At 65.4% G+C, this 24,891-nt stretch carries 25 protein-coding genes; 13 read left to right on the top strand and 12 right to left on the bottom strand.

Features of this window, described 5'->3' with window-relative positions:
• Positions 1-92: 92 nt before the first annotated feature.
• The 3 genes from helR to LRQ04_RS04670 all read right to left on the bottom strand — a co-directional run bounded on the left by helR (position 93) and on the right by LRQ04_RS04670 (position 4,563).
• A complete protein-coding gene (helR, locus tag LRQ04_RS04680) occupies positions 93-2,303 on the bottom strand; it encodes an RNA polymerase recycling motor ATPase HelR (protein ID WP_235518006.1) in 2,211 nt (736 codons plus the stop codon).
• 227 nt (positions 2,304-2,530) lie between these two features.
• Positions 2,531-3,115 (bottom strand): hypothetical protein, encoded by a 585-nt coding sequence (locus LRQ04_RS04675; RefSeq protein ID WP_235518004.1) that lies wholly within the window; start codon positions 3,113-3,115, stop codon positions 2,531-2,533.
• A 707-nt stretch (positions 3,116-3,822) separates the two neighbouring features.
• Entirely contained in the window at positions 3,823-4,563 is a 741-nt protein-coding gene (locus tag LRQ04_RS04670; protein WP_235518003.1) for a GAF and ANTAR domain-containing protein, read from the bottom strand.
• A gap of 139 nt (positions 4,564-4,702) precedes the next feature.
• Here LRQ04_RS04670 and LRQ04_RS04665 point away from each other — a divergent pair, with 139 nt between their 5' ends.
• On the top strand, positions 4,703-5,476 hold the full coding sequence (locus LRQ04_RS04665; protein WP_235518002.1) for a sigma-70 family RNA polymerase sigma factor: 774 nt from the start codon (positions 4,703-4,705) through the stop codon (positions 5,474-5,476).
• 18 nt (positions 5,477-5,494) lie between these two features.
• Here the strand turns inward: LRQ04_RS04665 and LRQ04_RS04660 are convergent, their stop codons facing one another.
• Positions 5,495-6,445, bottom strand: a complete 951-nt coding sequence (locus LRQ04_RS04660; protein WP_235518001.1) for a glycosyltransferase family 9 protein — start codon at positions 6,443-6,445, stop codon at positions 5,495-5,497.
• Positions 6,446-6,531: 86 nt separating this feature from the next.
• On the opposite strand from LRQ04_RS04660, the gene LRQ04_RS04655 reads away from it, so the two are divergent.
• From LRQ04_RS04655 to LRQ04_RS04625, 7 genes are all read left to right on the top strand, one after another.
• Positions 6,532-7,086, top strand: coding sequence for an HAD-IIIA family hydrolase (locus LRQ04_RS04655; protein WP_235517998.1), 555 nt, complete (start codon positions 6,532-6,534; stop codon positions 7,084-7,086).
• A complete protein-coding gene (locus LRQ04_RS04650) occupies positions 7,083-8,171 on the top strand; it encodes a glycosyltransferase family 9 protein (protein WP_235517996.1) in 1,089 nt (362 codons plus the stop codon). The genes LRQ04_RS04655 and LRQ04_RS04650 overlap by 4 nt, the downstream gene beginning before the upstream one ends.
• Complete coding sequence (locus LRQ04_RS04645) at positions 8,168-9,229, top strand: glycosyltransferase (protein WP_235517995.1); 1,062 nt, start codon at positions 8,168-8,170, stop codon at positions 9,227-9,229. The genes LRQ04_RS04650 and LRQ04_RS04645 overlap by 4 nt, the downstream gene beginning before the upstream one ends.
• The gene (locus tag LRQ04_RS04640) at positions 9,226-10,494 is read left to right on the top strand and encodes a glycosyltransferase (protein ID WP_235517994.1); all 1,269 of its coding nucleotides are present in this window, start codon (positions 9,226-9,228) and stop codon (positions 10,492-10,494) included. Before LRQ04_RS04645 ends, LRQ04_RS04640 begins: the two co-directional genes overlap by 4 nt.
• Before the next feature lie 68 nt (positions 10,495-10,562).
• Positions 10,563-11,201 carry an SIS domain-containing protein gene (locus tag LRQ04_RS04635; protein WP_235518675.1) on the top strand — a complete coding sequence of 213 codons (639 nt, stop codon included), beginning with the start codon at positions 10,563-10,565 and terminating at the stop codon, positions 11,199-11,201.
• Positions 11,198-12,598 (top strand): PfkB family carbohydrate kinase, encoded by a 1,401-nt coding sequence (locus LRQ04_RS04630; protein WP_235517992.1) that lies wholly within the window; start codon positions 11,198-11,200, stop codon positions 12,596-12,598. The genes LRQ04_RS04635 and LRQ04_RS04630 overlap by 4 nt, the downstream gene beginning before the upstream one ends.
• Positions 12,599-12,630: 32 nt before the next feature.
• Complete coding sequence (locus tag LRQ04_RS04625; RefSeq protein WP_235517991.1) at positions 12,631-13,326, top strand: SDR family oxidoreductase; 696 nt, start codon at positions 12,631-12,633, stop codon at positions 13,324-13,326.
• Here LRQ04_RS04625 and LRQ04_RS04620 read toward each other — a convergent pair.
• A complete protein-coding gene (locus LRQ04_RS04620) occupies positions 13,295-14,458 on the bottom strand; it encodes a glycosyltransferase family 9 protein (protein ID WP_235517990.1) in 1,164 nt (387 codons plus the stop codon). The genes LRQ04_RS04625 and LRQ04_RS04620 overlap by 32 nt on opposite strands.
• Before the next feature lie 111 nt (positions 14,459-14,569).
• On the opposite strand from LRQ04_RS04620, the gene rfaE2 reads away from it, so the two are divergent.
• Positions 14,570-16,090, top strand: coding sequence for a D-glycero-beta-D-manno-heptose 1-phosphate adenylyltransferase (rfaE2, locus tag LRQ04_RS04615; protein WP_235517987.1), 1,521 nt, complete (start codon positions 14,570-14,572; stop codon positions 16,088-16,090).
• Positions 16,091-16,101: 11 nt separating this feature from the next.
• Positions 16,102-17,136 carry an NAD-dependent epimerase/dehydratase family protein gene (locus tag LRQ04_RS04610; protein WP_235517985.1) on the top strand — a complete coding sequence of 345 codons (1,035 nt, stop codon included), beginning with the start codon at positions 16,102-16,104 and terminating at the stop codon, positions 17,134-17,136.
• Position 17,137: 1 nt separating this feature from the next.
• On the opposite strand, the gene LRQ04_RS04605 is transcribed toward LRQ04_RS04610, so the two are convergent.
• Positions 17,138-18,220 carry an aromatic acid exporter family protein gene (locus tag LRQ04_RS04605; RefSeq protein WP_235517984.1) on the bottom strand — a complete coding sequence of 361 codons (1,083 nt, stop codon included), beginning with the start codon at positions 18,218-18,220 and terminating at the stop codon, positions 17,138-17,140.
• A 183-nt stretch (positions 18,221-18,403) separates the two neighbouring features.
• Between LRQ04_RS04605 and LRQ04_RS04600 the strand changes: the two genes are divergently transcribed.
• The 3 genes from LRQ04_RS04600 to LRQ04_RS04590 are packed head-to-tail and all read left to right on the top strand — an operon-like array spanning position 18,404 to position 20,387.
• On the top strand, positions 18,404-19,366 hold the full coding sequence (locus LRQ04_RS04600) for a hypothetical protein (RefSeq protein WP_235517982.1): 963 nt from the start codon (positions 18,404-18,406) through the stop codon (positions 19,364-19,366).
• Entirely contained in the window at positions 19,363-19,794 is a 432-nt protein-coding gene (locus LRQ04_RS04595) for a phage holin family protein (protein ID WP_235517981.1), read from the top strand. The genes LRQ04_RS04600 and LRQ04_RS04595 overlap by 4 nt, the downstream gene beginning before the upstream one ends.
• On the top strand, positions 19,791-20,387 hold the full coding sequence (locus tag LRQ04_RS04590) for a DUF3618 domain-containing protein (protein WP_235517980.1): 597 nt from the start codon (positions 19,791-19,793) through the stop codon (positions 20,385-20,387). Before LRQ04_RS04595 ends, LRQ04_RS04590 begins: the two co-directional genes overlap by 4 nt.
• 92 nt (positions 20,388-20,479) lie before the next feature.
• Here LRQ04_RS04590 and LRQ04_RS04585 read toward each other — a convergent pair whose 3' ends face one another.
• From LRQ04_RS04585 to LRQ04_RS04560, 6 genes are all read right to left on the bottom strand, one after another.
• The gene (locus LRQ04_RS04585; protein ID WP_211710431.1) at positions 20,480-21,079 is read right to left on the bottom strand and encodes a hypothetical protein; all 600 of its coding nucleotides are present in this window, start codon (positions 21,077-21,079) and stop codon (positions 20,480-20,482) included.
• Positions 21,080-21,160: 81 nt separating this feature from the next.
• On the bottom strand, positions 21,161-21,796 hold the full coding sequence (locus LRQ04_RS04580) for a hypothetical protein (RefSeq protein WP_235517979.1): 636 nt from the start codon (positions 21,794-21,796) through the stop codon (positions 21,161-21,163).
• Positions 21,783-22,418 carry an RDD family protein gene (locus tag LRQ04_RS04575; protein WP_235517977.1) on the bottom strand — a complete coding sequence of 212 codons (636 nt, stop codon included), beginning with the start codon at positions 22,416-22,418 and terminating at the stop codon, positions 21,783-21,785. Before LRQ04_RS04575 ends, LRQ04_RS04580 begins: the two co-directional genes overlap by 14 nt.
• 46 nt (positions 22,419-22,464) lie before the next feature.
• Positions 22,465-23,241, bottom strand: a complete 777-nt coding sequence (locus tag LRQ04_RS04570; RefSeq protein WP_235517976.1) for a hypothetical protein — start codon at positions 23,239-23,241, stop codon at positions 22,465-22,467.
• Entirely contained in the window at positions 23,238-24,218 is a 981-nt protein-coding gene (locus tag LRQ04_RS04565) for a hypothetical protein (protein ID WP_235517974.1), read from the bottom strand. The genes LRQ04_RS04570 and LRQ04_RS04565 overlap by 4 nt, the downstream gene beginning before the upstream one ends.
• A gap of 157 nt (positions 24,219-24,375) precedes the next feature.
• Positions 24,376-24,867, bottom strand: a complete 492-nt coding sequence (locus tag LRQ04_RS04560) for an inorganic diphosphatase (protein WP_039239147.1) — start codon at positions 24,865-24,867, stop codon at positions 24,376-24,378.
• Positions 24,868-24,891: the final 24 nt, after the last annotated feature.

The raw sequence follows: 24,891 nt of genomic DNA, 5'->3' as shown, positions 1-24,891 counted from the left end.
CTTCCAGTACAGCAGACATCCCCGACACTGAACTAGGACCGGCGCCACAGCACGGGATTAACGGACCGTGAACAGTCATCACTGAAAAGTCATCACGGAACATCGTTGGTGCTTCGGAGGACTATCAGCTGCCGGGTTGCCCTGGTCATCGCCACATATTGGTCCACCGCGCCTCCCATGCCGTGGCCCGGGCCTCCATCGCCGAACTCTTCCGGGTCGACCAGGGCGACGAGGTCGAACTCCAGCCCCTTCGCCAATTCCGGAGTGAGCCAGTAGACGCGGCCCTCGTCAGGACCGGCGTCGGAGTGCCCTTGTTTGCTGATGACGCACGCAGTTCCTTCAGCGTTGGCCGCGAGCCAGGTGTCCAGGACCAGATGGAGCGTATCCACGTGCTGGTGCAGCACAGGAATCCCCGTGCTGCGGACCGAAACAGGCACGTTTGCGTCAGGGAGGAGCGCCTTGATCACGGGCTCGGCTTCTGCCATGACCTCCTCCGGCGTCCGATAGTTGATGCTGAGTGTGGCGATCTGCACGCTTCCCATTCCCACGCGCTCCAGGCGTTCCTCCCATGATTCGGCGAATCCGTGCCGGGCCTGGGCGCGATCGCCCACCACAGTGAAGCTTCGCGAAGGGCAGCGAAGCAGCAGCATCCGCCATTCCGCATCGGTCAGCTCCTGCGCCTCATCAACCACAATGTGCGCGAATGGACCGGCGAGAAGGTCGGGATCGGCCGCCTCCAGGCCATCCTCGTCCACGAGCTTCTCCCGCATGTCGTCCCCGCGCAGCATGTACATCTCCATGAGTTCGGAGTCGTCGGCCGCAATCAGGTCATCGACTACCCGGTCCATCAGTTGCCGCTCGGCAGCCAAGGCGACCTGCCGCCGTCGTCTGCGTTGCGACGATTCAGGGTCACCCAGCCGCAGTCTGGCTGCATCCAGCAGGGGGAGGTCGGAGGTCGTCCACGCGGCCGGCTCTTCGCGTTGCAAGGCGGCGATTTCCTCGGCATTCAGCCACGGTGCCGACAAACGCAGGTAGGCGGGAACGCTCCAGAGGTCTCCCACCAGGCCCTTGTAGTCCAGCAGCGGCCACGCCCGGTTGAAGGCATTGCGCAGTTCTGCATTCTGCGAGAAGGCTTGGCGCAGGATGTCCTCAGGAATGTCGTGATCCTCCATTTTGTCGATGAGGATAGCGAGCAGTGCCTCCCACACTTCGTCGCGGGATTCGTTGTGTGGCGTACCGGGTTCGGCGGCATCGAAAGCCTCCGCCCAGTCCTCAGCGCTCACCCGGATGTCCGCGTACGGAGTTTCGACCGTCAGCCCCTTCGATGGCGGCTCCTCGTAAAACCGGACCGCCGACTCGATCGCTTTCACCATGTTCACGGACGACTTGAGCCGCGCCACCTCCGGATCCTGTTCATCCCCGGCGCCGGCTCCTTCCGGGACGAGGTCCTTGAGTGTGCACGTCTGCACTCCCTCTTCTCCCAGGCTGGGGAGGACATCGGCGACGTACGCCAAGTAGGCCTGGTGCGGGCCGACGAAAAGGACATCGCTTTTCCGGTGGTTGCTCCGATGGCCCAGGCGGGGATCCGAATACAGCAGATAGGCCGTGCGGTGGAGTGCAACCACCGTCTTGCCAGTGCCTGGACCTCCATCCACCACCAGGGCACCCCGTGAGCCGGCCCGGATAATCGCGTCCTGATCAGCCTGGATCGTCCCCAGCACATCCCGCATCCCTGGGGAGCGGCTGGTGCCCAGGCTGGCTATGAACGCGGACTGGTCATCTAGGGCCTCGTTTCCCTCCATCCCGTCGGCCGTAAACACCTCGTCCCAGTAATCGCTGATCCTGCCCCGGGTCCAGCGGTATCTGCGACGGCTCACCAAGCCCATGGAATTGGCATGTGTTGCACCAAAAAACGGCTCTGCGGCCGGCGAACGCCAGTCGACAAGGAGACGGCGTCCACGCTTGTCGCTCAGGCCCAAACGGCCAACGTACACCGGCTCCTGAGTGTCTTCTGGGACCATCCGGCCCAAGCAAAGATCCAGCCCAAAGCGGCGGAGCGCACGGAGGCGGGCAGTCAGGCGGTGGATCTCCTGGTCGCGGTCCAACGCCCGTTGGCCGCGACCGGCTGGTTGCTTTCGGGTCTCCTCCAGGCGGTCGGACAGATCGGCGATGGACTCCGCGAGCGTCTCAGCAATTGCCTCAAAGTGTTGCTCATCGCTGCCAATCAGCTTGGGGTTGGCTTTGCGGTTAAGGTGCTCGGGCAGGGCGAAAGCACTGGATTTCAGAGGGCTGGTTTCGGGCATCCCACGACTCCCTTTTTCTGTGGTGATGGGGGTACGTCGACCCATTGTTCGGCATGCAGGGGGCCTTGCCGCAAGCCCCCGTGTGGGTTATACATTGAATATGGAAGGGAATATTTCCCTTCTTTTTGTGCTCGCCGACTCGTTCCAGGCTCCGGATCCCGGACATGTACGAATATCCCGCCGGAGTACGAGCCGGCAGGCCAACAAGGGCCGGATTGGGCGCCAGTTCATGTGGAAACGGTTCTCAGTAGCGCGGACTTTCCCGCGGGAGACAACCCGGCCGCGATGAGTTTCCTGCGCAGCCGTTCCGGATCCCGGACATGCGACCATCCCCATCGGACGAAGGCAAAGCCCAGTGCCCGGATACGGTCTTCGCGGATCTTTTCCTGGTAGAGGGTCTCCTCCGGACTGCCACCTCTTCTCAACATGGCGTCCGTGTATTTGCCCTTGCCATCGAACTCCCCGACTACACCCTTCCTTCCGTCCTGACCAGGCCACCAGAAGTCACTCCGGCCTATGAAGCCGTCAGGATCGCTGAAGTCGTGCTGCAGTTCGGGCTGTTCAAAACCCAGATAGTGAAAGGCTGCACGGCTGTAGGACTCCCCGGCGGACTCAACCAAGGGGTTCGAAAGGGCCAGTGCGAGTTCGGCACGATGCCGGGCCGCCGCGTGCGGGTGTGAGCGAACGGCAGCGGCGAGCTCCTGGTGCTCCAGGAGGCTGACGCCGGGCTCCAATTCTCCGCGGAGCCACAGCTTCCGGGCTGCGCCATCGGTGACTACCAATGACTGGCTCAGTTTGGAGGAGAAGGCCACATCAAGGACTGTTCGCAGAAGTCCAGTGCAGGTAAATTCTCCGTGGGTTTCCCGATGTCCTTCCTGGCCAAGGTGATACCGCAACGGGTAACCAGTTTCCCTTACGACGCGACCATCATGATCAGCGGCTTGGTGGGCTAAGAAAGTGGGGCGTCGGCTACCGGATCGGCTCGGATGGGGCGTCAAGCATTCCACATGGGATGGCGTCTGAAGTATTGGTAACCCTGCGGCGAATGCTGCGGTTTCGCGGCAAAGAACGAGGCCAGGTATAGCTCGGGTGGCGGCCGCCAGGGTCCATGCGAACCGGTCCCAAGGCTTGGCCTCGACCCACTGGGAAGTTGGTACGTAGAACCCGCGCCGGATCCTCACAAGATTGCCGGCCATGAAGCTGCTGTGCACGGCGTCGGTTCTGCCTCCGGAGCGGAGGATTGCGGGTGTCTCGATGAGCCCGGAAGGAATGTCCATACGAGAACACTGAGGCAGAAAGCGACTCATCCGGCCGCCCTGATGTCCCTATGTGCAAAACAGGAGCTGGGGAGGACTGGTGGGGGCGTGGGCCTCCCGGCCTTGTTGGTCGGGCACGCCGTTGAACGGTGGGCGTGGCGAAGAAGGCCGGGACCAGGGGTGGGCGTGGCGAAGAAGGCCGGGATCAGGGGTGGGCGTGGCGAAGAAGGCCGGGACCGCGCCCGCGCCAGAAAGCCCGGCGCCTACTTGAACACGGTCTGGATCGGTCCGCCCCCGGCTGAATCAACGATGGCCTGCGCCACCACACGGAGCTTGACGTTCCGGTTGCTGGAGGCTTTCTTGATGAGTTCCATGGCCTCGACCTGTGTGCAGCGGTTCTGGGCGATGATGATGCCCGTCGCCACGTCGATCACCGTCCGGGATTCCATGGCGGCCCTCAGGTTGGCGGCGGTTTGGCTGTGTTGCGCGATCAGCACGGCGAGCTGGAGGCCCTTGGATGCCTGTTGAACGTAGTCGTTGGCACGCTGCACGGCGGCTTGGTCGAAGGCGTGGGGCCGGTCTGAATAGAGGTTAAGGCCAGCCATGGCGACCCCCTCGGACAGGGGGAATGGAACAGCCAGGACGGCGCGGACACCGTGGTCTGTGATGGCCTTGTTGTACTCGGGCCAGGTTTTGTCCTTCTCGAAATCCGGGATGTGGACTTGCGTGGCCTCGCGGCAGGCGTGAAGACAGGGCCCGTCCGCGAAGGAGTATTGGATCTCGTCGAGCTGGCGCGCGCGTTCACTGCTGCTGGCGACGGTGCCGGCGTTGCGCTGCCGCATCAGGGTGATGCCGCAATACACATCCTTTTCGGGAGTGCTGAACATGGCAGCTGAGTGCCGGGCCAACTCATGGAGAAAGTCCTCGACGTCAGGAGTGGCGAGCAGCAAGTCCTGAACCTCAGCCACCACGGAATTCGGCTCGAGGAGCTGTGGGTCTTCCATGTGTATCTCCGATCCGTGGCGGTGGCTACCTTTCGAGACTAACCTCCGGCACCCGTTGAAAGCCAATAGTAAGTGTGCTTCTCTTTTTAAGGAGTCTTGCCGTGGGCTCACCCCTCATCCGGTCAAAGGATTGAAGCCCATGCGTCAAACCCGACCTTTCGACGTAAGTACCAGGCCTCCGGTTGCCCCTGAAGGAAGCATCCGCCAAAGTTTTCAGGACAGCCTGGTCCTGGACCATCTCAATCTGGCCAAATCCATTGCGGCCAGGTATTCCGCCCATACGCACGACTTGGATGATGTCAGGCAGGTCGCCTACATGGGCCTCATCAAGGCCTCCCGAGGCTACGACAAGTCCAAGGGCGTCAGTTTCCCGGCCTATGCCGCCCCCACCATTGCCGGCGAGGTCAAGCGGTACCTCCGTGACCATTGCTGGGTTGTCAGGCCGCCCCGCACCATCCAGGACGTTCGTCGCCAGGTGTTGGCCCGGACGGAGGAAATGACACAGGTGCTGCAACGGACGCCATCCCCGGAGGAAGTCGCAGAGGACCTCCGGCTGGAACCCTGCCAGGTGCGCGAAGCGCTGATGGCTGGCACCAGTAAGCGTCCGGATTCCCTGGACGCTCCCGCGGGGGAAGGCCGTGAGGGGTTGCAGGGTTCCCTGTCTGCTTTTGGCTGCCCCACTGACCGGTTGGAGGACGTGCTGGCTCTCCGGAATGCGATTCGTGACCTAAGCGCTGAGGACCGCCACCTGCTGTACCGGCGCTACTACCGCGAAGAGACGCAGTCCACCATTGCTGAGGCCTTGGGCATGTCCCAGATGCAGGTTTCACGCAAGCTTTCCAAGGTCCTCGTCTCGCTCCAAACCAAACTTTTGGACGACGAAGTCCGGCTCCGGGACGGAACAGCCCTATAACCACACGGCCACGGGCAGCTAGCAGTCCAGGCGCTCCACGGCGTCCAGGACATCGCGCACGCTGACCGCCAGGAGTGCGGGGTCCGGGTCTGCGGAGAAGACGTCGCCGCGGCGAAGTTCGACGGCGGTCAGCACCACGTGCGGGCCCGGCGGCGGACCCCATTCCTCCGCGGGCGCGGGACCAAACAGAACGACGGACGGGCGCTCGTAGGCAGAGGCAAGATGTGCCGCCCCAGTGTCAGCGGAGACCACCAGGCGCGCCTCTGCGATGGTGGCCGCAAACTCTGCGAGCCCCTGCCGCCCAGCCAGCAGACCGTCGTCGAGGTTTGCTCCTTTGAGCTTGGCCAGGGCAGCCGTCTCCTCGGCGCGCCCGCGCTCCGACGTGCCGCCCGTGAGGACAATCCGGTGCCCTGCCGCGGCGAGTTGGACCGCGACGTCGGCGAATCGCTCCACCGGCCACAGCCGGCTGCCGTACGCAGCGCCCACATGGATCACTGTGGCGCCGGGACTTGGCGAAGGAACGGCGGGGCGGTGCAGCCGAAAGTCCAAGGGGTCGGCGTCAATCCCATGCCAATTCAGCAGCCTGGTCCAACGCTCGCGCTCGGGTAACCCGGTGGACCAAGGAGGCCCCTCAAGGCCGGGCGATTCATGGGCGATCACCCGCCGGGCCTGCAACTCATCAATCCGCGTGCGGCTCTCGGCCCCGTTTCCATGCAGGTTCACGGCGATGTCCACCGCGCCCCGCGGGACCGTGAGGGGATCGTCGAGCCCCGGCGTGGGCAGGTGGTGGATGCCCCCAACCAGCTCCAAAGCTTCAGCGATCCAGGCCGGCGCGGCGTACAGGATCCGGTGGTCGGGGAATGCCCTCCGCAGTCCCCGGAGTGCCGGAACAGCGACCAGGAGGTCGCCAAGCTTCAGGGCGCGCAGGGCGAGCAGCAAGGGTTGTTCGGTGCTATCGACAGTGTCCATGGAGGCCTCCCGCTAGGAGTCTAGCCGCATGAAACTTCTCACGGCCGCACTGTTTAGCGTCCGGAGAACTGGGGAACGTTGCGGGTATGGGAGGAACCGGAACGTTGAAGGCGGTCCTGTTTGACCGCGATGGAACACTCGTCGTTGACGTGCCGTACAACGGCGACCCGAAGCTGGTGCAGCCCATGGATGGTGCCGTGTCCGCCCTCGAGAGAGTGCGTCGGGCGGGACTGGCCACCGGAGTGGTAACCAACCAATCGGGCGTGGCCCGTGGACTGGTGACCCTAGACCAGGTCATGTCAGTGAATCAGCGGGTGGATCAACTCCTGGGCCCGTTCGATGTGTGGGAAATCTGCCCACATGGCCCGAAGGACGGATGCGACTGCCGCAAGCCCGCCCCCGGCATGATTCTGGGAGCCTGCAGCACGCTGGGTCTCTTGCCGGAGGAAGTCGCTTTCGTTGGCGACATCGGTGCAGACATGGAAGCGGCCGCCGCAGCGGGTGCCCGGAGTGTGTTGGTGCCAACGGACGTGACCCGGCGCGAAGAAATCGCCGCCGCCCGCTTTGTTGCCGAGGACTTGGGCCAAGCAGTGGACCTCATACTGTCGGGGGCACTTGAAGAACAGGACACCCGTGTATGAGCCGGGTCTTGGTGGCCCGACTGGACAGCATGGGCGATGTCCTCCTGGCCGGGCCTGCCCTGCGGGCTGTGGCGAACGGAAGCCGGCCCGATGGGAGCCGGCCCAATGACGTGGTCCTGCTGTGCGGACCTGAAGGCGCAAGCGCGGCCGGGATGCTGCCCGGCGTGACCCAAGTGCACACATGGGCCTGCCCCTGGATTGTGAATCCCGCGCCCCCTGCCACTGAAGACAGCACCAGCGCATTGATCGAGTTTGTCCGCAGTTCCCGCATTGAGGAAGCCCTGATCCTCACCTCCTTCCACCAATCACCACTCCCGCTGGCGTTGCTGCTCCGTCTGGCTGGGGTCAAGAAGATCATGGGCGCCTCCACGGACTACGCCGGTTCGCTGCTGGACGTCCGGCTCAAACCAGGCGAGGACTTCCCCGAGGACCAGCCTGAAGCCGTCCGTGCCCTGGCGCTCGCCGATGCCGGAGGGTATGTCCTGCCCAACGGTGACGACGGCAAACTGCGGATCACGCCCAGCCCGGATCCGGACAAAACAGCCCAGGAACTGGCCAGCGAAGGCCCGTACATTGTGGTCCACCCCGGCGCCACGGCCCCCGCACGGGCCTGGCCTGCACTGCACAACGCAGCAACCGTGGAACTCCTGCAGGCCTACGGGCACCGGGTGGTGGTTACCGGGGGACCGGCCGAAGCATCGCTCGCGGCAACTGTTGCGGGACCTTCGGCCAGGAACCTCGGGGGCGCGACCGACCTGCGCACGCTCGCAGCGGTACTCGCGGGCGCCGCCGTCGTGGTTACCGGCAATACGGGTCCCGCCCATCTGGCCGCCGCGGTGGGCACCCCGGTGGTTTGCCTGTTCGCGCCAGTGGTTCCGGCGATCCGCTGGGCACCATACGGCGTACCCATGGAGTTGCTGGGCGACCAGGAAGCAGCGTGCAAGAACACCAGGGCCCGGACCTGTCCGGTGCCGGGGCATCCGTGCTTGAGCTCGGTCACGCCGGAGCAGGTCGTGGAAGCTGTCGGACGGTTACTGGGTGGCGTGTCGTCGCTGTCCACCCGACGGAAGGTTTGGAAACCATGAGGATCCTGGTGTGGCACATCCACGGCGGATGGATGGAAGCGTTCGTCCGGGGCCGGCACGAATACCTGCTGCCCACATTGCCCGACGGCGGCCCTTGGGGTTTGGGGCGAGGGGGACGTGACTGGCCGGTCGCCGCTCAGGAAGTGGACCTGGCCACGCTGGACCCGGACAGTGTGGACGCTGTGGTCCTGCAACGGCCGGAGGAAATCGCAGCCGTCACCAAGGCCCTGCGCCGCCGCCCGGGAGTGGACGTTCCTGCGGTCTACCTGGAACACAACACCCCCAAGGGCGATGTCCCCTTTTCACTCCATCCGCTTGCCGACCAACGCAGCATCCCGGTGGTCCACGTGACCCACTTCAACCAGCTCTTCTGGGACACGGGCTCGGCCCCCACTGCAGTGATCGAGCACGGGATTCCGGATCCAGGGCACCTCTATACCGGTGTCCAGGAGGAGATGGGCGTGGTGGTCAACGAGCCCGTCCGGCGTGGACGGGTCACCGGCACGGATTTGCTTCCCGGATTCGCCCGGGTTGGACCGCTGAGGGTGTTCGGAATGGGGACGGACGCTCTGCCGTCTGCCTTGGACCTGGGCAGCCACGGCCTGGACGGGGATCGCCTCCGGATTTCGGGTGACGTTCCTGCCGCCCGCCTCCACCGGGAACTGGCCAGATGCCGTCTCTACCTGCACCCGCTGCGCTGGACCTCGCTGGGACTTGCCCTGTTGGAGGCGATGCACCTGGGCATGCCCGTCGTTGCGCTCGCCACTACCGAAGCAGCCCGGGCAGTCCCGCACGGTACCGGCCTGGTGTCCAACGACGTCGACGATCTCCAAAAGTTCGCCCAGCGCCTCCTGGACGACCCCGATGACGCCTACGCGATCGGCATGAGGGCCCGTCAGGCAGCACTCGAACGCTACGGACTGGGGAAATTCCTCCGGGCCTGGGACGAGCTACTCGCCGATCTTCCCGCCAAGCATGGACAGCGCCCGCTAACCGGGCTCATACCGGTCAGCCACCACACCCAGGCCAGCCATGACACCGAGAGGATGCACCCATGAAAATCTCCATGGTCTCCGAACACGCCAGTCCGCTGGCCGCCTTGGGAGGCGTCGACGCCGGTGGACAGAACGTCCACGTAGCGGCGCTCTCGTCCAGCCTGGCTGCCCGCGGCCACCACGTCACGGTCTACACGCGGCGTGATGACCCCGATCTGCCGGCGAAGGTGCAGGTGGGGCCTGGACTCACTGTGGTGCACGTCGATGCGGGGCCCGCCTGGCGCATCCCCAAAGACGAGCTCCTGCCGTTCATGGGTGAGCTGGCGGACGGGATTTGTGCGGACTGGGGCGAGGCCCTCCCGGATGTCGTGCACGCGCACTTCTGGATGTCCGGACTGGCAGCGATCCAGGCGTCCAAACGTGCCGGAGCCGCCGATCCCGTGCCCGTGGTCCAGACCTTCCACGCCCTTGGTTCGGTGAAGCGCCGCCACCAGGGCTCCGCGGACACCAGCCCACCAGCCCGGGCCTGGTTGGAGCCGTGGGTGGGCCGCACCGCAGACTGGGTCATCGCCACTTGCCCCGATGAAGTCTTCGAACTCAAGGCCCTGGGCATCAGCCGGTCCAAAATCTCCATTGCCCCCTGCGGCGTGGACCTGACGCTGTTCCCCGGAACGTCCGACGCCGAACCCACCCCGCGCACGCATCGGATCCTGAGCGTGGGACGCCTCGTGCAACGCAAGGGGGTGGACCTGATCATCCGCGCACTCCCTCTCCTGGCGGACGCAGGCTTCAACGATGTGGAGTTGCTGATTGTGGGCGGCTCCGGGGACGCCCTCACCCTGGAGGAAGACCCCGAAGCGCAGCGCCTCCATGCACTGGCCAAGGAACTTGGGGTCGAAGACAAAGTGACCATGCGCGGACAGGTTCCAAGGGACGCCATGCCCGGTATTTTCCGCAGCGCCGATGCCGTGGTGTGCACCCCCTGGTATGAGCCTTTCGGGATCGTGCCTCTCGAGGCCATGGCGTGCGGGGTGCCGGTGGTGGCGGCCGCCGTGGGCGGACTCCGGGAGACCGTCGTCGACCAGAAAACGGGGCTGCATGTCCCGCCAAAGGACCCGGAAGCGATAGCCGAAGCTGTGGGGAAGCTGCTCGCCGATCCCGCATTGCGGGCCGACATGGGCCGCGCCGGCGCGCGCCGTGCCCGCTCACGCTACACCTGGGACAGGATCGCCGCGGACACCGAGAAGGCCTATCGCTCGGTCCTGGCCGCCGGTCTCTCCCGGCAGGCTGGCAATGGCCTGGAATCACTGGAAGGAACGGCACTGTGACCATCAAAAGCCCTGTGACCATCAAAAGCCCTGTGACCATCAAAAGCCCTGTGACCATCAACAGCCATGTGGCAGCCCCGGCACGGTGGACTCCCGAAACCGGCGGGCCCACGCACCAAAAGGCGGTGACAACGCATCTGGACAACGTCCTGCCCGCGCTTGAATCCCTGCGCTCGCAATCAGGGCGGTTGTGCGAATGGGGTACCGAACTCGCCATCCGGCTGTTGTCGGGCCAGCGGCTGCTGGCTGCGGGCAACGGCGGATCAGCTGCCGAAGCGCAGCACCTCACAGCTGAGCTCGTTGGCAGGTTCGATGACGAGCGCGCGCCCTTCTCGGCCATCTCACTCCACGCCGAGTCCTCTGCCGTCACCGCGCTTTCCAACGACTACGGCTACGAGGAAGTGTTCGCCCGCCAGGTCAGGGCCCACGGCCGTTCGGGCGACATCCTGGTCCTCCTGTCCACCAGCGGCCGCAGCCCCAACCTGCTCAAAGCAGTTCGCGCCGCACGGGAACGCGGTATCACCACCTGGGCCCTTACCGGAACCGGTCCCAACCCCCTGGCCGACGCCTGCGACCAGGCCATCACCGTGGACGCGATCGCCGCGAACGCGCAGGAAGGCCACCTGATCGCGGTGCACGCCGTCTGCCGGGCCTTCGATGCCGAGATCGCACGCCGGTCCGGCCCCTACACGGGCGGCCAGCCATGAGGATCACGGTGGTAGGCGACGTCCTCCTTGACGTGGACATCAATGGTGCCGCCACCCGTCTCAGCCCCGACGCCCCCGTGCCCGTGGTGGACGTCGCAGGCATCCGGCGCCGTGCGGGCGGAGCAGGCCTGGTGGCCACCGTCCTTGCCCAGGATGGCCACGACGTCACGCTGGTCACCGCGGTATCGGACGACGACGGCGCAAGCCACCTCAGGCGCGCACTGGCCGGTGTGTCGGTGCTCGCCGGCGACCCGCTGGCCCCTACCCCCACCAAGACCCGTGTGCGGATCGGGAGCCACCCGATGGTCCGTTTCGACGAAGGGTGTGCGCCGGCCCCCGTTCCGTCCAGCACCCCTGCAATGCTCGCGGCAATCACTTCCGCCGATGCGGTGGTCGTGGCCGACTATGGACGTGGAATCACCGCCAACCCGGGGATTCGGGCGGCCTTGACGGAGGTTGTCGGCCGCCTCCCGGTGGTGTGGGACCCGCATCCTGCCGGTTCGGAACCCGTGCCCGGAGTCGCCGTCGTAACCCCGAACCTGGCCGAAGCGCTCGCGTCAGCCAAAGCGGGCGGACTGAACCCCTCACGGACCGGTGCCGGTGAAGCCGGCGAGCACCTGCGGGAAAAGTGGCAGAGCAATGCCGTGTTGGTGACCAGGGGCGAAGACGGGGCGGTGTTGGTCGAAACATCCGATGGAACGGTGGACATCCCCGCGCCCAGGACATCGGTGAGCGATCCGTGCGGTGCAGGGGACCGGCTCGCGGGAAGCCTGGCCGTGTACCTGGGCCTGGGGCTCGAACTGCAGGAAGCCGCCGCCAGGGCCGTGGAGGATGCGTCGGCCTTCCTCGCCAAGGGAGGCGCCGCGGCGCTGCCCGAAGCGCCCGCGGTGCGTGCCGCCGTCGGACTTAACAACGTCGAACCGATACGCCCTGACAGCCACATCCCCGACGGCGTCCAGCTCGCCCAATCCATCCGGGAGGCGGGCGGAACGGTGGTGGCAACCGGCGGCTGTTTCGACCTGCTCCACGCCGGCCACGCCCGAACGCTGGCGGCTGCGCGGAACATGGGCGACTGCTTGGTTGTCTGCCTCAACTCCGACGAATCCGTCAGCCGGCTCAAAGGTGCACACCGCCCCATTGTCAGCGTCGAGGACCGCGCGGAGTTGCTCCTGGCACTTGAATGCGTCGACGCCGTAGTGGTCTTCGACGAAGACACCCCCGAGGCCTGCCTCCAAGGGATCCGGCCCGACATCTGGGTCAAGGGCGGCGACTACGAACCCGACGAACTGCCGGAGGCCCGCCTTGTCGCGGGCTGGGGAGGGCGCTGCGTCACTGTGCCCTTCCACCCGGCACGCTCCACCAGCGGCCTGGCTGCAGCACTGGCCAAAGTCAGCTGACCCACGAGTTGGAAATCAACGAAAGGAACCGCATGAACACGCAAACACCTGGCCGCGTCATCGTCACTGGAGGCGGCTCCGGCCTGGGAGCAGCAATCGTGGAAGCCATCCGGGACGCCGGCGGTACGCCGTTCGTCTTCGACCGCGACGTCAGCAACGTCTCGGGTGCCAAAGCCCTGGAAGTGGACGTTTCCAACCGCGAAGCAGTGGAAGCTGCCGTCAAGGAAGCCGCCGACAGCCTGGGCGGCCTGGACGGGGTGGTCACCGCGGCAGGGATCGATCGTTGCGGGAAGCTGGGCGACGTCGCTGCCGAGGAATGGGAAAAGGTCATCGGAGTGAACCTCTTGGGTACCGTTTCCACCATCCGTGCGGCCCTGCCTTACCTCAAGGGATCCCGTGGCCGCGCGATCACCATCGCGTCGACGCTGGGCCTCAGGGCCTTGCCGGACGCCACCGCCTACTGTGCTTCGAAGTTCGGCGTGATCGGTTTCAGCCGGGCGCTCGCAGCGGAGACCGGGGGAGTCATTGGCGTCACCACCATCATCCCGGGCGGCATGAAGACCCACTTCTTCGACGATCGGGACGAACAGTACAAGCCGCAGGACGACTCCAAGCTCAATGACCCGGCCAACGTGGCCCAAGCAGTGGTCTTCGCACTCTCGCAGCCGTTCGGCAGCGAGGTCCGCGAACTCCTGATTACCCCCGCAGAAGAAGGCTCGTGGCCGTAAGGTCCAACACGTCCTGAACAACATCGGCCACGGCGATGCCCCAGATCAGGGTGTCGTCGTGGCCGCAGTGCGGAGCGGTCCAGCCCACTTGCGTTACATCCGCGCCGCAGCGTGGGCAGTGGGTCACCCACGACATGTGGACGCGGTGCAGGCCTCGTCCCCGCGGTGCGGCATTGAACGCGTTGCCCACCCAATAGATGCCAACGGTCGGGGTGCCCACGGCCTGCGCCAGATGCCGCGGACCGCTGTCGCTGGCAAGCATCACCGTTGCTTCGGCCAGGAGCGCTGCCAATTCACCGATGCCCAACTCCCCGGCCACTGACCGCACTGCCTGCCGGTCCGTCGCCGGGAGTTGGCGAACAGCCAGCTCCACGACTTCCTGGGCCAAAGCCTTCTCTGAGCGGTCGCCCACCACCAGCACCTGCGCGCCTTCTGCCGCCAAGGCGGCAGCGGCATCGGCAAAGTTCGACGCCGGCCAACGACGCCGTGGATCGGTGGCACCGGGATGGAGAACCACCAAGGAATTCCGGGCTTGGTCCCGCAGGCCGGTAACGTCCTGCCGGTGGTCCGGGTGCGGCTGCAGCGGCGGTGGGACCACGGTGGGTGCTCCGGCGAGGCCCGCCACTTCCAGCCACCGGTCCGGTTCGTGCTGGTAGTAGACGTAGTCGAGGTTCCGCTCCAGGGGCATGGCGTCCTTGGTGCGCGTGCCGACGGTGTGCCGCGCGCCCAGCCTGAGGAGGAAAGGATTGGAAAACCGTCCACCTCCGTGCATCTGGACGGCCAGGTCAAACGCTTCCGCGCGCATGGCCTCAAAGAATTGTTCCTGGGCGGCAACGTCCTCAGCGTCGTCGTCGAACCGCTGGCCGTTGCGGGGACCGTCGTGGACGCCGCGCGCCACAGGCAACATCACGACCTCGTCCACCGGCCCCGTGGTTGCGCCCGCGACTGCGGCATGGACGGGTGTCCCCAGGAGTGTGATGGTGGCATCCGGGTAGGCGATCTTCAGGGCATACAGGGCCGGGTAGGTATAGATCAGGTCCCCCAAGCCGCCACCCCTGAGGACTGCAATCCGCCTGACGTCGCCGAATTTTTCCAACACCGGTCCTATTCCGGGTGTGGGAGCCGTGGCCATGAGAACTTCCCTTCGTCGTCAATAGCGGAAACTCCAGGGCCGGCGTGTAAAGCCCGTGCCGCGGGGTACCTGTCGGGAACAGGAAACTGTCATCCAACCGGAAGGTACCCCATGGCACGCCTCTCCAATCAAGAAGGCCTGGCTGACTGGTTGCCAGCACGCTTGGCCCAGGAACGTCCTGTTGTGACAGTCATCGGCGATTCCATCCTGGATGGCTGGTGGGATGGAACCATTGAACGGTTCTGCCGCGAAGCGCCTGCCCCGGTGGTCCAGGTGCAGCGCCGCGACTTTGCGCCCGGAGGGGCCGCCAACACGGCCATGAACCTGGCGGCGATGGGAGCGGAAGTGCGGTTCGTCTCCGTTGTGGGGGAGGACGCCGCGGGCCTCCAGCTCCTCGAGCAGCTGGAGGATGCCGGCGTTGACGTTTCCCACGTCGTGTCACATCCGGAGATGGTCACCACCACCAAATACAGGGTCAGCAGCGGGGGACAAGTGATGCTGCGTCTGGATGACACAGCCACCGGGTTGCCTCCAGAGGGACTTGAGGTGATGGCCGCGTTGGTGCCCGAGGCCACTGAAGGCGCTGCCGCTGTGGTGCTGTGCGATTACGGGGCGGGGGCCCTGGCAGGGCCCGTCCGCTCGGCGCTCCTCGACAGCCTGGCACCCGCCAAGCGCCAGGACAGGCTGGTGGTTGTTGATGCCCACGATCCCGGTGCCTGGGCAGGGTTGAAGCCCCACCTCGCTACCCCGAATGCCCAGGAGGCCTCGCGGTTGCTCGGCGTCGAATTCCCGGGAGGTGCCGCGCGTTGCCCCTTCGTGGAGGCACATGCGGAGCAGCTCCTGCGCGCCTCCGGTGCGTCCGCCGTCGTCGTGACACTGGACCGGGAGGGGACGCTGACGGTGAAGTCCGGCCCCGACACCGACGAGGTTGCCACCCACCGGACCTGGGCCCGTCCGCAAGCCGAGAAGCAGGCCTCCGGAGCGGGCGATACCTTCGTGGCTGCCTTGACCCTGGCCCGGGCGGCCGGTTTGCCGCTGACCACCAGTGTCGACCTTGCCCAGGCTGCTGCCGACGTCGTGGTCCACCGGCCAGGGACGTCGGTGTGCACCACCGATGAACTGACGCGGCACCTGAGCGGGTTCGCTGATACAGCGCTGACGGCAGGGGAGTTGGCCCGGCATGTTGAAGAGCATCGCCGTGAGGGCCGCAGGATCGTGCTGACCAACGGCTGCTTCGACGTCCTGCACCGGGGCCACACCCGCTACCTCAACCAGGCCAAGCAACTGGGGGACGTCCTGGTGGTCGCCCTGAACAGTGACTCATCCGTGCGGCACCTCAAGGGACCGGACCGGCCCGTCAACCATGAAGCTGACCGGGCCGCAGTGATTGCTGCCCTCAGCTGCGTGGACCACGTAACGGTTTTCGACACTCCAACGCCCATTCCGTTGATCGAGCTCCTCCGGCCGGACGTCTATGCCAAAGGCGGTGACTACACGCCGGAAATGTTGGCAGAAACCGCGGCTGTGGAACGTTGCGGCGGCACCGTGACCATCCTGGACTACGTGCCCGAGCACTCCACCACGGCCGTACTGGAACGCATCCGCTCCACGGGCGACAACCCGCAACCCTGAGGAATTCCGCCATGCGCATTGTGATCACTGGAGCCACCGGACACGTCGGTACGGAGGTCCTGAAGCGGCTGCAAGCGGCCCGTTCCGAGGAAGGCGCCGATCTCGAACTGGTGGGCGTGGTCCGCCGCCACCCTGACCAGGACGCTGCCCCGTACCGCGGCGTCGACTGGCGCACGTTGGACATCGGGGAAGGCGTGGACCAGCCGGCCTTGGAGGCTGCGCTGTCCGGAGCGGATGCCGTGGTGCACCTTGCCTGGCTGATCCAGCCGAACCACCACCGGGAAATGCTCCGGCAAACCAACGTTGAAGGAACAGCCAATGTCTTGGCTGCGGCACGGAAAGCCGGTGTGCGGCACGTCGTTTGTGCGTCCTCGGTGGGCGCTTACTCGCCTGCTCCCAAGGACCAGCGAACCCAGGAGGGCTGGCCCGCGGCGGGGATTCCGAAGTCGCATTACAGCGTGGATAAGGCTGCGCAGGAACGGCTGCTGGACGATTTCGCCAAGGCCAATCCGGACATTGTGGTGGCCCGGCTTCGTCCGGCGTTGACGTTCAGCGCAGGAGCCGGGAGCGAGGTAGGGCGGTACTTCCTGGGACGGCTCCTGTCACGCTTGGTGCCTCCCAAACCGTGGTTGCCCCTGCTGGCCCTGCCCAAGGAACTGGTGTTCCAGGCGGTGCATGCGTCCGACGTCGCCGACGCGTATTGGCGCGTCCTCGAGCGCACGGCGGAGGGTGCCTTCAATATCGCCGCAGAGCCTGTGATCGACCCCAATGCCCTGGCGTGGACCTTCAACGCCCGGCGGCTGCTGCCGTTCCCGCTTCCGGTGCTGCGCGCCGTCGTCGAGGCCAGTTGGCGGCTCCGCCTGCAGGCGACCGACGGCGGCTGGGTGGACATGGCCGCGAACGCGCCCATCATGGACACGGGCCGCGCGCACAGGTTGCTGGGATGGTCGCCGAAGCATTCATCGCTGGAATCGCTGGCCGAAATGCTGGAGGGGCTGGGGACGGGGAAGGGCCGGAAGGCGTCGCCGCCGCTCAAACCCCGCTGACTTACTCGGCGGACAACACCACGGTGAGGATCCGCCGCAGGCTCATGGCCACCGACGCCGGGGCGTTTACCGGTGACTGTCCCGCGGCGGCCTCGGCCACAGCATCGCTGAGCGCGGATATCGAGTCCTTTGCCGCCGTTAACAACGATCCGAGTTCGTTCGAATCCGCGTCCCTCCAGTGGTCAACAACCAAGGCGGTGGCTTCCAAGGCGTCGGAAAGATTGCCCACCAAGGAATCGGGGATGACTGTTCCCGCGCCCCGCTCCCAAATGGCGCTGGCAAGGACGTCGGTGATGTCCTGCACGTGGAACGTGAGCCGTTCGAGTGTCCGCAAACCGGCCAGGTCTCCCGGCAACCGGGTTGCCAGGCGGCGGGAGCGTGGGTTCGCCTTGGCACTCAGTTCGGCTTGGTGAACAGCAGTGCGAACTTCGGCGGCCGTCAAGGAAAGTTCGTCACTCCTGCTGGCCCATGCCTCATGGTTGGGTGGCCACGATTCCTCCATGGCCCGGGCCATGTCCTTGAGCTGCCGGGAGAGGGCGCCCTGGTGCCCACTGATTGCGGGGTCGATCGCGTCAAGGTGCAGCGGCGGAATCACAAGCCAGTTCACGGCAAACCCCACGGTCACTCCAAGGGCCATTTGGAGGACGTACCCGAAGGAGAACCCCTCTGCATTCGAGCCGCCCAGCACCAGAACGAACAGTGCAGCCATGGGGATCCAGTCCGACCCCGATCCAAGGCGTGGCAGGCCGCCGATCAGCACTCCCAGCCCAACCACCAGGGCAACGGAGAAGGAATTTGGGTCGGCAAAGGAAGTGACAACAAAAGCCATCCCGATCCCAAGGACCAGCCCGGCAAGGCTCTGCAGCCCGTGCTTGGCCGAGTCCGCCACCGTGGGGTGCATGCTGACCAGCGCACCCAGCGGCGCATAGTATGGGTAGGCCGCGGCGGGACCGGGCATGAAGGGTGCAAGCCACCAGGCAAGACCTGCTGCCAACGCTGTCTTGGCGGCGAACAGGAGCCGGTGTCTGGTGATGGTTTTCCGGAGCGCGGGAATCAGCCGCCGCCTGATGGGCATGAGGCTCATCGATCCCACGTTCGCAGGTATTCCCGGAAGTGTCGAGCGGGACCGTGCTGCATGTAGCGAGACCATCTTTTCAAAATTGCGCGATTAGAACAGTGGCAAGCGGGTACACAACCCTTTGATAGTAACGATACTTACTATCCCGGCTGCTGTCCGCAGCCTGCCAACTGTGGAAAGAGAGCGACAATGACTGAGAGCCAATCGCCGCAGGACGGAAGCTTCGCGGCACCAAGGAACGGCGGCACCGCAGGTACCGAACCGTTTACCGGAAGCTACCTGGACTCGCCGGACGTGGAATTCGACACCGCAGGAACAACCGCTTCGGGAACCGGAAGTGACAACTCCGGCAAGGTTGACGCCGCAAAGCAGGAAGCTGCGGAAGTTGCCGGCGCCGTCGGCGACGCTGCCGGTGGCGTGGTCGATACCGCCAAGACCGAGGCTGGCCACGTGGCCCAGGAGGTCAAGGTTAACGCCCGGCAACTGCTCACCCAGACCAAGGGCGAGCTGACCGACCAAGCACAGGCCCAGCAGCAGCGTGTTGCCGAAGGCCTGCGGTCCATCTCCGACGAGCTGTCCACCATGGCCAATTCGACGGATAACGGTGGTGTCGCCACGGACTTGGTCCAGCAGGCAGCCCAACGTTCGTCCTCCATTGCGCACTGGCTGGAGAGCCGGGATCCCGGTTCCCTGCTGGACGAAGTCAAGGGCTTCGCCCGCCGCAAGCCCGGAACTTTCCTCTTGCTGGCCGCCGGAGCCGGTGTCCTCGCCGGTCGTCTGGGTCGTGGCATGGCAGGCGACGCCACCGAATCCGCCTCAACCAGCGGCACTGCTGCTGCCGGGACGCCGCGGGCTGCCTATTACCCCACCCAGGGCGTGCCCTCCCAGGGCGGCGCCGTGACTCCGCCGGCCGTTGACCTGCCGGGCCCCACGGCTACCACCGCGGGATACGGTTCAGCCACCACCACCAGATACGACGCCGGAACCACCGGTTACGACGCCGGAACCACTGGCGGCTACGACGGATCCACGCTTCCCTACCCGGAAACCGACGCCGGCGGCGTCAAGGCGCAGGGCGATCCGCTGGCCGGCCCGCATGATCCCGATGGCCTGGGACGTCCGGACGATCCCCAATACGGAGGTAACCGATGAGCAGTCCTGCCGACCTGCCTCCCACCACAGCACATGTAAAGGCAGAAACCCTTCCCCTTGGCGAGCTGCTGAGTGACGTCACGCGGGACATCTCCACCCTGATGCGCCAGGAAGTGGAGCTGGCCAAGGCTGAGATCAAAGATTCCGCATCCAAGGCCGGCAAAGGCGCGGGAATGCTCGGTGGAGCCGCATACGCGGGTCACATCACCGTGCTGTTCCTGTCCATCGCGCTCTGGTGGGCGTTGGGCCTGCTGGTTGGTCTCGGATGGTCCGCCCTCATAGTGGCGGTCATCTGGGGAATCATCGCCGCGGTACTGGCTTCCGTTGGCCGCAAGGAACTGAAGGCCATCAAGGGCCTGCCCAGGACCGCTGAGACCGTCAAGGAAATACCCCCTGCTTTGAAACCGAACACTGAGGAGACACGATGACGCAGAACCCCGACGCCCTGCGCGCCGATATCGAAGAAACTCGCCGGCGGCTGAGCACCAACGTTGACGCCGTGGCGGATAAGGTCACCCCGTCGCACATCGTCAACCGCCGGGTGGACAGGATGAAGACGGCCGTGTTCGGTGCCCGCGACGACGTCTCTGATGCTGCAGGCAACGTCGCGCACCGGGCCGGGGATGCCGTTTCAGGCGTCGCTGACAATGTCTCCGGTGCCGTCTCGGATCTGGGCGACGCACCGCAGGTGCTGAAGAGCAAGGCCCAAGGCAGCCCGATCGCCGCGGGGCTCATCGCCTTCGGTGCAGGCCTCCTGGTGTCAGCGCTGTTCCCGCCGTCGGAGAAGGAACGCGAAGCCGCCCACGCCCTTAAGGACGCGGCCCAGCCGCTCACCGATGAATTGAGCCACGCAGCCCAGGAAGTCGCTGAGCACCTCAGGGAGCCAGCCCAGGACGCGATGCAGAACGTCAAGGACAGCGCCACCGAAGCAGCGGCAAACGTCAAGGACGAAGGGCAGGCCGCGGCCGCCGACGTTCAGGACCGCGCCACCGCAGCAAAGGACAACATCAGCAACCAGTAGTCCGCTGATTTAGCCAAGCGAGTGACAGCAAACGCCCTTCTGACCGTTCTGAAGGGCGTTAGCTGTCACTCAGTTCTGCTTTAAGGGGTGCGTCAGCGCACTTCCAGGATCATTTGCAGCAAACGTGCGGCGGCCGGGCGGGCTGCATGCTCTTCGGCCCACTGTGCGCGGGCCAGCGTCTTGCTGACCGCCTGGGTCGAGATGCCAAGTTCCTGCGCAACCGTCTTCTGCTGGCCGCGTACCCCGGGCGTCAACAGGTCCAGCACGCGCCATTCCGCGGCACTTCGGTGTTGCACAATGTGCCCGAGGAGCCGAAGCACAGCCTCCGCTTCGGATGCCAGGGCTGTGAGGGGGCCGTCCACCGCCACCGGAATGCGTTCCTTGCCGTTACGCAAACGGTCCACAGCCCGTCGGGCATAGACGAGCCCATGCCCGGAAGCATCCCGGACCAGGTTGGGCAGCGGTTCGTTGATCGGCCCCACCCCGATCCCCACGTACCACTGGCTGGACCGGAGGGCGATCAACGCCGTCTCCACCGCCTGATGGCTGGACTCGACAATGCCCTGCACTTCATCCTCCACCGAACGGTCGAAATCCAACCGCGCCGGAATGTGGCGAAGGTCCTTGAGCAACTGGGGCACAAGGTCGCCGTCGCGGCGGCTGTCGCGTTGGTTGATGGTGAGAGTGAACATAGTGGATCACATGCTACCGGCTGGTAGCGGCTCTGCAAGGGGAAAATCTGCCTGTTACTTTGTCCGGAGCGGCGCTTCCGGCTAGCCCAGTGCGGTGCGTTCGGTCAGCACGACGGCGGGAAGCGCGCCTGCCGCTGCAAGGCCGGCGCCGGGTATTCCGGCTTGGCGCAAGCAGGCGTGGACAGCGCCCACCATTGCTTCCAGGTCTTCGTTCGTGGCGAACACCCAGAAGGTTTCGCGCGCCCGGAACACCAGTGCGTTGACTCCGCCGGCTCCCAGCGAAACCTTCTGCTTCGCCACCAGGCGCCGCTCCGGATCAGTGCCGTCCAGGGTGGTCACCACTTTGAGGGACGCGGGAGCTATGTCAGCCCAGGGGAACAGCAGCAGGGTGTGATTTTGAGAGTATTTGGCGACTATCCCGCCGTCGAACACCAGGAGCTTTCGGAAGCTGCCCAGCAACGTCATGGACCAGAGCACAAGCCCGGTGAGGATGCTGGTGAGGACATAGAAGAGGGGATCGTTGAAGTGGCCGGCCTCCCGCGTGGAGCGGATGGGGCTGACGAACTCAGCGATGGCCCCGAATACGAACCCCACCACCAGGCAGGGAACAAGGACCTTCCAGAAGATGCGCCGGGAAGAAGCTACGTAGCGGAGCCGCCCAAGCTGGGGTTCCAGCCGCCGCTCAACGCGGCGGACCAGCCAGTTACGGCCGCGCATCCGGCCGCTGGCCGTAAAGGTTGGGGAGGCCTTCCTGTTCCGCGGCTGCGGCTTTTTGGGCGGCGGCAGCTTTGGGGTCCGGGATTGGCGGCATTCCTTGGGCCAGGCCGGAGCGGCGGTCGACGGCGGCGAACTTGGGATCCCAGGTGTCGCCCGATCCGCCACTGAAGGCTGCGGCGATGACCATCACCACGAAGAACGGGAAGAAGGACCAGCAAATGGCCCGCCAACCACCCAACCAGGCGCCCGCCGTCGTTCCGTCCTTGATCCGCACGGAGCGCATACCGGCAGCGGCGTCGCCGACGCTTCCCACGGTTCCCCAGATCATGCCGTAGACGAACAGGCCAACGAACCACAGAACCACGTAGATGGTCAGCCAGGCGCCGTCGTTGTAGCCCAGGGCGGAGCCGCTGTTCATCATGGATTGACGCACTACGGCAGCAATGACCGCCAGCACGGAGTACCCCACCAGGAAAACGACCGCATCCAGGACCCGGCCCCAGAAGTGCGCGGTTCCCGAGGCTTTGACGAAGTACGCCCCCGTGTCGGTATGGCGCCGGACGGCACGGCCGTTGGCGGCGTCAACCAGACCGGTGGCGGTAGTGGACTTCGGATTGCTCATGAGGGGCTTTCGGCTCGACGGCGGTAGGCAGCGTGGGGAGGAATCGTCAGGCCAGTCCGGCGAGCCCGCCCAGGACGCCGGCCAGGGATGCCTGGGACGTTTCCTTCAGCTCAAGGGTGACGGTCTCGCCTGTAACCCGGGGTGTCAGGACGTGGACGCCCGACGGGCCCGTGTAGACGGTAACGGTGGGAAACTCGTCCGTGTCGGCGTTGAATGCCACCACGTTGCTGGCAGCCTGGGTGTCCGCGAGGGCGGTGGCCGCGTGTTCCTCGAACTGGGGTTCCGTGTACACGGTCGGGGCGGTGTCGCGCTGGGCTGCCTTCTCCGGGTCCACGAATTCGGCCAACCGGGGCACCAGCTGTTCGCGGGTCACCGCGGTGAAGCCGTGGAGTCCGCCTTCATCCACTTCTTCGAGGAGGGCGCCGTCGTCATGGAGGTAGCCGTACAGCCAGCGCTTGCCGGTGGATACGGTGCGCTCAATGGAGATCACGCTGCTGCCGCTGCGCCGCAGGGTCAGGGCGCCGGTGATGTCCTCTGTTGCATGGAGGCGGGAGGGCTCCGTCTCGCCCTCAAAAATCACCGGGTACACGAGCTCCTTCGCCAGCAGCCCGCGCAAAGCGATGGCACACATCAGTTCCTTGTTGGCATCCTGGGCAGAGAGCCAGGGCGTGGCCACCAGTTGCTCATGCTGGACGCCGTCCAGGGCCACCAGTTCTTCGTCGGTCAACGTGGGCAGCGGCGTTCCCGTGGCAGTGGCTGATGCCAGTACCTTGGCGGCGGCCTCAATGTCCCGCTGGGTCCATTTCATGGTGCTGGTGGTCATCCGAATATCCCTCCGACAAAGTTTCCAACTGACTTGGCGGCATTACCGACCCCGTCTGCCACCTTACTGCCTACGTCCTTGGCGAAACCCGCCACCTCCTTGGCGCCGTCGGCTATGTAGCTGCCGGGGTTCCGCGCGAAGTTGGAGATGGAGTCCCAGTTGTCCGCTACGAGGTTGCCCAGCGCCCAGGCTCCGGCAACGATTCCGGCCCCGATCACGATCGGGGCGCCGATGGGTCCAAGAAGCGCAGCGCCGCCGGCGGTCATGAGCATGATGCTGCCCACGCCGCCCACCACGGAGAGGCCGCCAGCTACGCGGTCGCCGGTACCGCGCCAACCATCGTGCTCCGGGCTGATCATGTCGCTGATGCCACCCACGATGTTCAGCGGTGCGGCCAAAGCACCCGCAACGCGAAGGCCTTTGGAGAACTTGCTCGCGTCCTGGAATGCCTGGCTGTAAGGGATGTTGGCTTTGAGGTCGGTGAGGACGTCGGTGACTTTTTCACCGTTGCGCAACGCCGTAAGGGCATCGCGGACAACGGTTCCGCCGGCACGCCAGTTGGTGAGGACTTCGCGCGTCTTGACCCATTCCGCGCGGCCCAGCTTGCCGTACTTGTAGGCCGTCCAGAGCTGCGCTGCCAGGTCCTTGACGCCCATGCCGCTGTCGTAGACGTCCTTAAGTACCCCAACCGAGGTACCGGAGCCGTCGTTGTGGCTGGCGAATTCCTGCTGGTTGGCGTGCTTCTTCAGCTGGCTCGCGTTTTCGCGCAGCATGTTTGCGGCCTTCATCAGGCTCTGCCGGTGCTGGCTGTTCCACTCGCCCTTGAACACTGTGGCGTCCCTGCCCTGCCACGCCGTCGTGGAGTTGATGGCATTGGACAATTGCGTGCCCTGCAGGCTGATGGCGTCGGCAGCTTTGCCCATGACGCCTGCCAGACTGCGAAGCTGTGCGATGTCCGCACCGTAGAACCCAGCCATGAGGTACCCCCTGTTTACATGCAGTGAAAAGTCTCGTCCCAGCCTAAAGGGACCAACGGCATGTCGCGATGGGGAGCGGTGCCCATCCATTCGTTAAAGAACGACGGCGGCTGGTGGGGTTCACGGGGAACCGCACCAACCGCCGTCGTTCGCTAAATCAGTGTCCCGCAGCCGGAACGTAACGCTTGATGGAAGCTTCCAGCTCGGCTTCGGCAGCGGCGCGATCGCCCCAGCCCTCGGCCTTGACCCACTTGCCGGGCTCCAGGTCCTTGTAGCGCGTGAAGAAGTGCTCGATTTCCTTGATCAGGAACTCGCTGACGTCGCTGACTTCCTGGATGTGGTCGAAGCGTGCGTCAACCGGGACGCAGAGGACCTTGGCGTCTCCGCCGCCGTCGTCGGTCATGTTGAAGACGCCGATCGGGCGGGACTCAACGATGACGCCCGGGTGGAGGTCGAAGTCCTGCAGGAGCACCAGTGCGTCCAACGGATCGCCGTCTTCGCCCAGGGTGTTCTCGAAGAAACCGTAGTGCGTGGGGTACTGCATGGAGGTGAACAGGACGCGGTCCAGGCGGACACGGCCGGTTTCGTGGTCAACTTCGTACTTGACGCGCGATCCCTTGGGGATCTCGATGGTCACGTCGTGCTTCATGGAATGCTCCTTGACGGGTGTGGG

Source organism: Paenarthrobacter sp. AR 02, assembly GCF_021538675.1.
Classification (GTDB): Bacteria; Actinomycetota; Actinomycetes; order Actinomycetales; family Micrococcaceae; genus Arthrobacter.
Note: the sequence above shows the minus strand (reverse complement) of the source record. Positions and strands in the feature narration are given on the sequence as shown.